This is a genomic window from Pokkaliibacter sp. MBI-7, from assembly GCF_029846635.1.
Classification (GTDB): Bacteria; Pseudomonadota; Gammaproteobacteria; order Pseudomonadales; family Balneatricaceae; genus Pokkaliibacter.
The window spans coordinates 1,010,666-1,020,000 of the sequence record NZ_JARVTG010000001.1; the positions used below are offsets into that span (position 1 = coordinate 1,010,666).

Consider the following 9,335-nt stretch of genomic DNA (forward strand, 5'->3'; position numbering starts at 1 on the left):
GCTTGCGGCAAACCTTCATCTACACCATGAATTCATTGAGGTGCCGCCTTTACAGGCTGGCAGGCTTCATTTACGGATAAATAAGAGAGCTGGTAAACACGGTGGCTGGAAGGGCGTATCACGGTCATGACGCTATCCTCTTTGATTATTGTTATTCACGGCGAATACAGGTATAACGACTGGCAACAAAAATAATGATGAATTACTGCGCTTTAACTTTCCCACTCAAAGCGACACAAATTAAATTCTGTCATTTAATTCGTACCAGACTTTTATACCGAGACAGGTAAAACAATAAAATTAATACTCGCTGCCAACAAATATCGTTTTAGTAGGCAGCGATACCCGGAGGGTATGAGATGGAGTTACGTCATCTTCGCTACTTCTGTGCCGTTGCCGAAGAACTCAACCTGACCCGCGCCGCCGAGCGTCTGCATATCGCCCAGCCACCACTGACCCGGCAGATCCGTCAGCTGGAAGAAGAAATGGGGGTACTGCTGTTCAACCGCGAAGCCCGCGGCTTAAGCCTGACACCGGCCGGGCAGTTCTTTCTGGAGCGGGCACGGCAGATTCTGGCCAAGGTGCAGGGCTCCATGGCCGATACCCGCAAGGTAGCAGCCCACGGTAAACGCATCTTCGCCATCGGCTTCGTGCCTTCGGTGTTCTATGGTCAGCTGCCGTCACTGATCAAGCGTTTGCGCCAGCACGGCGACATTGAAATCGTGCTGCATGAGATGACCACGCAGGAGCAGGTCACCGCCCTGAAAACCGGCCGTATTGATATTGGTTTTGGTCGTCTGCGTATCGAAGACAACGAGGTGGATCAGGAGCTGCTGTTTGATGAACCGATTATCGCTGCCGTTCCGGCCGATCATCCGCTGGCCACCACCCAGCCCACGCTGACTGAGCTAGCCAGGCACCCGCTGATTTTGTTCCCCTCCAATCCCGGTCGCAGCTTTGCCGATATTGTGCTCGGGCTGTTTCATCGGCGTTGCCTGAGCGTCAACGTCATCCAGCAGGTCAATGACCTGCAGACGGCCCTCGGGCTGGTCGCCTCCGATATGGGCTTTACCCTGGTGCCGGAGCAGGTCAAACGTGTACACCGGGATGGCATAGCCTTTATTCCTCTGGGCGAGAGCAATATCACCACGCCCATTATGTGCTGCCGCCGCAAGGAACCCGCTGGTGACATCATGCTGCTGGTCAATGAGATTCTGGAGGAGCTGGTGGATAACCGCCGTTCAGGGCGCTACCCGTAACGGCTCTTTTCCGCTGCACCATGGGATGATGTGAACCAGCAGCATTGCACAGCAAGCAACGGAGTGAGGCGAGCTCAGCGCAGGCGTTAGCCTGTAACGATCCCGCTCAGGAGAATCACCCATGCCGCTTCAGCTTGCCATGCCTGTGGATAATGTTGCCCCTACCGCCTCAGCCCTTGCTCGTTATGACTGGCCCTCCCTGTTGCAGCAACTGGACTCACGGGGCTTTGCCGTGCTGCCCGGCCTGCTTGACCACTTCAGCTGCGATGCCATGACCATGCTTTATCAGCATGAAGCCGCTTTTCGCAGCCGGGTCATCATGGCCCGCCACGGCTTTGGCCAAGGTGAATACCAGTATTTCAGTTACCCGCTGCCAGCCATCGTGCAGCAGTTACGCCACCATCTGTATCCCCTGCTGCAACCGCTGGCCAATCAGTGGGCCCTGCGCCTCGGGCAACCTTCACGGTTTCCGCCTGAGCACCCGCAGTTCATTACGCAATGCCATCAGGCTGGCCAGTCGCGCCCCACACCGCTGCTGTTGCGCTATGGTCCGGGTGACTATAACTGCCTGCATCAGGACCTGTACGGTGAACAGATATTCCCGCTGCAGCTGGCGGTATTACTGTCTGCACCTGAAGTGGATTTTCAGGGTGGGGAATTTGTGCTGACGGAGCAACGCCCGCGCATGCAGTCACGGGTGCAGGTCGTAGCGCTGAATAAAGGTGACGGGGTGATGTTTGCCGTCAGCAGCAGACCGGTCGCGGGCAGCCGCGGAAATTACCGGGCAGCCATGCGCCACGGCGTCAGCGAAGTCACGGCAGGCAACCGCTATACACTGGGCATTATCTTTCACGATGCGCAGTAGCCGAAAACAACAACGGCCACCTTATTCAGGTGGCCGTTGTGGTGAGGTGTAACTCAAACACCATCAGCTGACGATGCGTTTGAACTCGTCAAAGAAGGTGGGGAAGGTCTTTGAGGTACAGCCCGGATCATTGATGGTGATCGGCGCGGTACCGAAAGAAGCCAGCGCAAAGCACATGGCCATGCGGTGATCGTTGTAGGTATCAATGGCAGCAGACTGCAGCGCCTTCGGCGGTACGATACGGATAAAGTCGTGACCTTCTTCCACTTCTGCGCCGACCTTGCGCAGCTCGGTGGCCATGGCAAACAGACGATCAGTCTCTTTCACGCGCCAGTTGTAGATATTACGGATACAGGTTTCACCGTCGGCAAACAGGGCTGTCGTGGCGATGGTCATTGCAGCATCAGGGATATGGTTGAGATCCACATCTACCCCTTTCAGCTGACCATTGCCGCTGACTTCAATCCAGGTCTCGCTGTAAGTGACGGTAGCGCCCATCAGCTCCAGTACCTCGGCAAAACGGGCATCGCCCTGCACACTGGCGGTGCCGGTGCCATGTACACGTACCGGACCCTGACCAATGGCGCCAGCGGCCAGGAAATAAGAGGCGGATGAAGCATCCCCTTCCACCATGATCGAACCGGGGCTGGTGTAACGCTGACCTTGCCGGATCACGAAGGTATTGGCGTCAGGCTGCTCGACCGTCACGCCAAAACGCTGCATCACATCCAGCGTGATATCGATATAGGGGCGCGACACCAGCTCACCTTCCACCCGGACCGTCAGGGTGCCTTTGGCCAGCGGGGCTGCCATCAGGATGGCCGTGAGGAACTGGCTGGAGATATTGCCGCGAATACTCACTTCGCCGCCGTTCAGGCCCCTGGCATGGATCGCCAGCGGTGGGTAATTGGGGTTTTCCAGATAGTCGATGTCGGCACCGGCCTGACGCAGGCAGTCCACCAGATCACCGATGGGGCGCTCCTTCATCCGCGGCTCACCGGTCAGCACAAACTCGCCCTGCCCCAGACACAATGCCGCCGCCAGTGGGCGCATGGCCGTGCCTGCGTTGCCCAGATACAGCTCCTGAGGAGAGGCACTGCTGATAGCGCCTGCATTACCGTGCATCCAGCATTGGGTACGATCCTCTGACAGACGATAGCTCACGCCCAGTTGCTTGAGTGCGGTCAGCATGTGACGGATGTCGTCACTGTCGAGCAGATTGGTGATGTGAGTTTCACCTTCAGCCAGAGCAGCCAGCAGCAGAATGCGGTTGGACAGACTTTTTGATCCAGGCAAGGTGACCTCACCGCGGGCAGTCTTCACAGGAGATAGCGTCAGAGAGTTCATGCTCATCAGGCTCTTATAATGCGTTAACGAAAGGGCATCATTCTATGTGCCGATGGCTTCAATGTCACACGACAAGCCGACTGATTTCAGGCTGCCACCAGTGGCCGTGCAGGCAGCAGATAATGCAGGGCATAGCGCAGCATTACATAGCCGACTGCCAGTGTTGCCATCAGCAGCTCGCCACTGGCCAGCAGCCTGATCTGTGCGACATAGTCCTGACTGAATGGCCACTGATGCAGCAGCGCCGCTACCTTGTATTGCGCCGTGGCACTGATGACCAGCGGAAAAGTAAAGGCTGCATAGCCGGGACTGAACGGGAGCCGTAACAGGCGGAAGAACGCCAGATAGATCAGGGCCGTCATCAGCACGGCAATACCGAACAGCAGCGCCACCAGCAGCAGTGAAGGCTCGGCGGTCAGGGTCAGGTAGCCCGCCAGACTCAGGCTGGCCGGCGCTGCCAGAATGGCAATGGTCGGTTTGGAAGCATCGGCCACTTCACCACAGAAAATCAGGCGATACAGCATCACCGGCAACATCACTGCGTAACTGAATAAGCCCATCCACAGCAGCGCGTGAGACAGTGGCAGCCAGCTACCTCCCGGTGTCGCTACCGCCGCGACGATGATGCCGACTGGCGGGACAAACCAGCTGGGCAACAGATGCTGCACCTCAAAGGCCTTCAGCCGGTGCCAGAGAAACGTCACCAGGAAGATCACATGCAATGCCACTGCGGCGAGCCATAAGCCCTGCCCCAGCCATCCATGATGTGCTCCGATAGCTTTGGATACGACCATGGTCGCCATGGCAAAGGTCGGCACCACGCTGCCTACTACCGGATGTTTGAGGTCAGCCAGTAACAGATGGGGGTGCATGACAAACTTGGTCAACAAGATCAGCAGCAATACCGACGCCAGCAGTGCCGATGACAGCTGTGCTACACCCTGCAACGGGAAAGCATTCTCCCAGCACCAGCCAAGGCTGGCGATACCCAGTGCCAGACCCGCCATGGGCGTTGGTGCCGCCGCAACCTGAACTCGTGTGATTTTCATCATGACGCCCCACATCAGTCATCTACGGCTGCCATCATAGATCTTGCCTTCATCAGGGCATATCCATATGTTTTTTAGATATTGTTTAGATTTTATAAACGACTACCGATACACCGTTTAAACCAGAGTGGACCACCATGATAAAAATCACCGTCAGGCAACTGGAAGCCTTTGCCGCCATCGCCCGCCACGGCAATCTGACCGATGCTGCCAGTGAACTAAGCCTGACCAAGGGTGCGCTGTCTCAGGCGCTGCAACAACTGGAGCAACGGCTGTCTACCCCGTTGTTTGATCGCGTGCATCCACGCCTGAAACTCAACAGCGAAGGGCTGGCGCTGCAGCCACTGGTCGAGGAAGCCCTGACCCGTCTCGGCGATATCGAAGCACACTTTGACCCGGAGCATATCCACGCCGGGCAACTGCGTCTGGGCGCCAGCCAGACCATCGGCAACTACCTGCTGCCGAGGCTGATCGCTGATTGCAGCCGTGAAGGACGGTTGATCCCGGATATCCGCATCACCAATACCCACAACCTCTGCGAGCTGCTGCAAGCCTTCGAGATTGATCTGGCACTGATCGAGGGGGAAAGCCATCTGCCGGAGCTGATCACCGAAGAATGGCTGGAAGATGAAATGCTGGTGGTAGCGGCACCAGACCATCCTCTCTGCAAGCAGGATGAAATCCATGCCGAAGCACTGGCCGGGCAAATCTGGATTCTGCGTGAAGCTCATTCCGGCAGCCGCGAACAGTTCGACCGTCAGCTGCGCCCGCTGTTTTCACATTGCGGCCAGATCGTCCAGCTCAACACACTGGAAGCCGTCATGCTCACCGTGGAACAAGGCGTGGGCTTGAGCTTTATCTCCCATCTGGCAGCTGCTGATCGTATCCGCGAAGGTAAATTGAAAGCCCTGCCCATCACCCGGCACTTCCCACGTAAATTAAGGCTGGTGTGGCACAGTAAGAAGTTTCATTCAGCAGCACTGAAAAGCTTTTTGCAGATGTGCAGGGGGTTTGGAGGGGAGCAGAATAGGTGGCCTGTGCCAGAAACAACAAAGCCCGCATGAAGCGGGCTTTGAGGTGTTTCGTAGACTGTCACAGACAGCCAGAAACTGGTGTATGGTGGAGCTGGGGGGAATTGAACCCCCGTCCAACATCCTTCTGAACCAAGGTCTACCATCCATAGCCATGTCTATTTTTTAACTGTTCAAGCTCCGACTGGCAGGATATTGAACAGCTGTCCCGATTGGTTTTAGCGCTTCATCTACGGGCGAAGACTGCCACGCGATCCTGTGTGAGATGACTCTCCTAACCCTATCCCACAGGCAAGCGTAGGTGGAGAGTCCAGCCTTAAGCGGCTAGAGCGTAGTTTTCGTCGTTTGCGACTATATATTGGTACGGTTGATTTACGTGATCGCGCACCGCTCACGGGAGGCACTTGGAGCATCCGCGACATTGTCGAATCCAGAACAGCCCCAAAATGTTTTCGCATTGTACTCAAACACTTAGATCAGGTCCACCGATGATTTCAGTAGACAGACATCAAGCGTGATCATTCAGTTAGTTGGGGTTAGCTTGCCATTCTTCAATGACTTCTTTAGCTGCACGAAAAGCTTCCTGACCTGCAGGTGCACCACAGTAGACAAAAGAGTGCAGCAATACTTCCTGTATATCTTCTACAGAACAGCCATTCCGCAGCGCCCCTCTGACATGCCCTTTTAACTCAGTGGGTGCTTTTAGTGCAGCAAGCATGGCGATAGTAACCAAACTGCGCACCTGTCTAGGCAATCCCTCCCGCTGCCAGGTTGATCCCCAGGCATGCTCACAAATCCAGTCCTGCATTGGCCGGGTAAATTCAGTCGCAGACGAGAGTGCGCGCTGTACGTACTCTTCACCCATGACTTCAGTTCTGGTAGCAAGACCCTGATCTAAATCCTGTTGAGACATCACACTCTCCTGACATTTTTAAGCCGCTGAAAGAAGAAGCGTATCCGAATCAACGGAAATTACGATAGACCCTTAGTACAGGAGTCATACCTGAAAGCGCATCAGTATTTTAAAAACCTCAAAAGCAAAACCCCTGACCGTTACCGATCAGGGGTTGCTGTATTTCAATGCCTGGCGATGACCTACTCTCACATGGGGAAACCCCACACTACCATCGGCGCTGACGCGTTTCACTTCTGAGTTCGGGATGGAATCAGGTGGTTCCACGTCGCTATGGTCGCCAGGCAATTCTGGCTGAGTCTCTCGGACTTACTTCCTCTGCTCACTCACTCTACGTGTGCTCACAGCCGCCGGTTTACTCAAATAAGGGTGGCTCTAATTTGATTATTCGCATCTTCATGCGCTTGCGACGATCACAAAATCTCTTCGTCTATCCAGTGCTTAACCAAGTCTCTTAGCTTATATGGCCAAGCCGCACGGGCAATTAGTATGGGTTAGCTCAATGCCTCACAGCACTTACACACCCCACCTATCAACCTTGTGGTCTTCAAGGGCCCTTCAGAGGATTCAAGATCCAGGGAGATCTCATCTTGAGGGGGGCTTCCCGCTTAGATGCTTTCAGCGGTTATCCCGTCCGAACATAGCTACCGGGCAATGCGATTGGCATCACAACCCGAACACCAGCGGTTCGTCCATTCCGGTCCTCTCGTACTAGGAACAGCTCCTCTCAAATCTCCAACGTCCACGGCAGATAGGGACCGAACTGTCTCACGACGTTCTAAACCCAGCTCGCGTACCACTTTAAATGGCGAACAGCCATACCCTTGGGACCGGCTTCAGCCCCAGGATGTGATGAGCCGACATCGAGGTGCCAAACACCGCCGTCGATGTGAACTCTTGGGCGGTATCAGCCTGTTATCCCCGGAGTACCTTTTATCCGTTGAGCGATGGCCCTTCCATTCAGAACCACCGGATCACTAGCACCTACTTTCGTACCTGCTCGACCTGTCCGTCTCGCAGTTAAGCACCCTTCTACGCTTGCACTCATTGGCTGATTTCCGACCAGCCTGAGGGTACCTTCGCGCTCCTCCGTTACTCTTTGGGAGGAGACCGCCCCAGTCAAACTGCCCACCACACACTGTCCTCGACCCGGATCACGGGCCTGAGTTAGAACCTCAATGGTGTCAGGGTGGTATTTCAAGGTTGGCTCCACAGAAACTGGCGTCTCTGCTTCTAAGCCTCCCACCTATCCTACACAAACAACATCAAAGTCCAGTGTGAAGCTACAGTAAAGGTTCACGGGGTCTTTCCGTCTAGCCGCGGATACGCTGCATCTTCACAGCGAGTTCAATTTCACTGAGTCTCGGGTGGAGACAGTGCCGCCATCATTACGCCATTCGTGCAGGTCGGAACTTACCCGACAAGGAATTTCGCTACCTTAGGACCGTTATAGTTACGGCCGCCGTTTACCGGGGCTTCGATCAAGAGCTTCGCTTGCGCTAACCCCATCAATTAACCTTCCGGCACCGGGCAGGCGTCACACCCTATACGTCCACTTTCGTGTTTGCAGAGTGCTGTGTTTTTAATAAACAGTTGCAGCGGCCTGGTATCTTCGACTGCCAGCAGCTTACGGAGCGAGTCCTTCACCACCGGCAGCGCACCTTCTCCCGAAGTTACGGTGCCATTTTGCCTAGTTCCTTCACCCGAGTTCTCTCAAGCGCCTTGGTATTCTCTACCTGATCACCTGTGTCGGTTTGGGGTACGGTCCTGTTTACCTGAAGCTTAGAGGCTTTTCTTGGAAGCATGGCATCAACCACTTCGCTCATGCGAGCTCGTCATCAGTCCTCAGCATTGGCCGTGCGGATTTGCCTACACGTCCTGCCTACAACCTTAAACACGGATAACCATCACCGTGCTGGCCTAGCCTTCTCCGTCCCCCCATCGCAGTAAACAGCGGTACAGGAATATTAACCTGTTTCCCATCGACTACGCCTTTCGGCCTCGCCTTAGGAGCCGACTCACCCTGCCTCGATTAACGTTGGACAGGAACCCTTGATCTTCCGGCGAGGAGGCTTTTCACCTCCTTTATCGTTACTTATGTCAGCATTCGCACTTCTGATATCTCCAGCATGCCTTACAGCACACCTTCGCAGACTTACAGAACGCTCCCCTACCACTCCTCAATGAGGAATCCGCAGCTTCGGTGCCTGGTTTGAGCCCCGTTATATCTTCCGCGCAGGCCGACTCGACTAGTGAGCTATTACGCTTTCTTTAAAGGGTGGCTGCTTCTAAGCCAACCTCCTAGCTGTCTGAGCCTTCCCACATCGTTTCCCACTTAACCAGGACTTGGGGACCTTAGCTGGCGGTCTGGGTTGTTTCCCTCTTCACGACGGACGTTAGCACCCGCCGTGTGTCTCCCGGATAGTACTCACTGGTATTCGGAGTTTGCATCGGGTTGGTAAGTCGGGATGACCCCCTAGCCGAAACAGTGCTCTACCCCCAGTGGTATTCGTCCGAGGCGCTACCTAAATAGCTTTCGGGGAGAACCAGCTATCTCCGAGCTTGATTAGCCTTTCACTCCGATCCACAGGTCATCCGCTAACTTTTCAACGGTAGTCGGTTCGGTCCTCCAGTCAGTGTTACCTAACCTTCAACCTGCCCATGGATAGATCGCCCGGTTTCGGGTCTACTACCAGCGACTTGACGCCCTATTAAGACTCGGTTTCCCTACGCCTCCCCTATTCGGTTAAGCTTGCCACTGATAGTAAGTCGCTGACCCATTATACAAAAGGTACGCAGTCACCCCACGAAGGGGCTCCCACTGCTTGTACGTGCACGGTTTCAGGGTCTATTTCACTCCCCTCTCCGGGG

The 9,335-nt window shown here is 55.1% G+C and carries 6 protein-coding genes, 2 rRNA genes and 1 other RNA gene (1 of these 9 cut by a window edge); 3 read left to right on the forward strand and 6 right to left on the reverse strand.

Annotated features, from left to right (window positions below):
• The first annotated feature begins 359 nt into the window (after positions 1-359).
• Positions 360-1,259 (forward strand): LysR family transcriptional regulator, encoded by a 900-nt coding sequence (locus QCD60_RS04475; protein ID WP_279782815.1) that lies wholly within the window; start codon positions 360-362, stop codon positions 1,257-1,259.
• Between the two features lie 121 nt (positions 1,260-1,380).
• Positions 1,381-2,124 carry a 2OG-Fe(II) oxygenase gene (locus QCD60_RS04480; protein ID WP_279782817.1) on the forward strand — a complete coding sequence of 248 codons (744 nt, stop codon included), beginning with the start codon at positions 1,381-1,383 and terminating at the stop codon, positions 2,122-2,124.
• A 63-nt stretch (positions 2,125-2,187) separates the two neighbouring features.
• Here QCD60_RS04480 and aroA read toward each other — a convergent pair whose 3' ends face one another.
• Together aroA and QCD60_RS04490 are read right to left on the reverse strand one after the other, a co-directional pair.
• Positions 2,188-3,471: a 3-phosphoshikimate 1-carboxyvinyltransferase gene (gene aroA / locus QCD60_RS04485; RefSeq protein WP_279787879.1), complete on the reverse strand. Its 1,284-nt coding sequence runs from the start codon at positions 3,469-3,471 to the stop codon at positions 2,188-2,190.
• Positions 3,472-3,557: 86 nt separating this feature from the next.
• Complete coding sequence (locus QCD60_RS04490) at positions 3,558-4,523, reverse strand: TDT family transporter (protein ID WP_279782819.1); 966 nt, start codon at positions 4,521-4,523, stop codon at positions 3,558-3,560.
• Between the two features lie 134 nt (positions 4,524-4,657).
• Here QCD60_RS04490 and QCD60_RS04495 point away from each other — a divergent pair, with 134 nt between their 5' ends.
• Complete coding sequence (locus QCD60_RS04495) at positions 4,658-5,584, forward strand: LysR family transcriptional regulator (protein ID WP_279782821.1); 927 nt, start codon at positions 4,658-4,660, stop codon at positions 5,582-5,584.
• A 53-nt stretch (positions 5,585-5,637) separates the two neighbouring features.
• Here QCD60_RS04495 and ssrA read toward each other — a convergent pair.
• The 4 genes from ssrA to QCD60_RS04515 all read right to left on the reverse strand — a co-directional run.
• Positions 5,638-5,994: a transfer-messenger RNA gene (gene ssrA / locus QCD60_RS04500) on the reverse strand.
• A gap of 83 nt (positions 5,995-6,077) precedes the next feature.
• Entirely contained in the window at positions 6,078-6,464 is a 387-nt protein-coding gene (locus tag QCD60_RS04505; RefSeq protein ID WP_279782823.1) for a carboxymuconolactone decarboxylase family protein, read from the reverse strand.
• A gap of 169 nt (positions 6,465-6,633) precedes the next feature.
• Positions 6,634-6,749 (reverse strand): 5S ribosomal RNA (gene rrf, locus QCD60_RS04510).
• 178 nt (positions 6,750-6,927) lie between these two features.
• A 23S ribosomal RNA gene (locus tag QCD60_RS04515) occupies positions 6,928-9,335 on the reverse strand; it runs 470 nt beyond the window's last position.

Bases quoted from the DNA above. Each gene is read 5' to 3' on its own strand.
- QCD60_RS04480 (WP_279782817.1), top strand. From the start codon at position 1,381: ATGCCGCTTCAGCTTGCCATGCCTGTGGATAATGTTGCCCCTACCGCC.
- QCD60_RS04505 (WP_279782823.1), bottom strand. From the start codon at position 6,464: ATGTCTCAACAGGATTTAGATCAGGGTCTTGCTACCAGAACTGAAGTC.
- QCD60_RS04490 (WP_279782819.1), bottom strand. From the start codon at position 4,523: ATGATGAAAATCACACGAGTTCAGGTTGCGGCGGCACCAACGCCCATG.
- QCD60_RS04495 (WP_279782821.1), top strand. From the start codon at position 4,658: ATGATAAAAATCACCGTCAGGCAACTGGAAGCCTTTGCCGCCATCGCC.
- QCD60_RS04475 (WP_279782815.1), top strand. From the start codon at position 360: ATGGAGTTACGTCATCTTCGCTACTTCTGTGCCGTTGCCGAAGAACTC.
- aroA (WP_279787879.1), bottom strand. From the start codon at position 3,471: ATGAACTCTCTGACGCTATCTCCTGTGAAGACTGCCCGCGGTGAGGTC.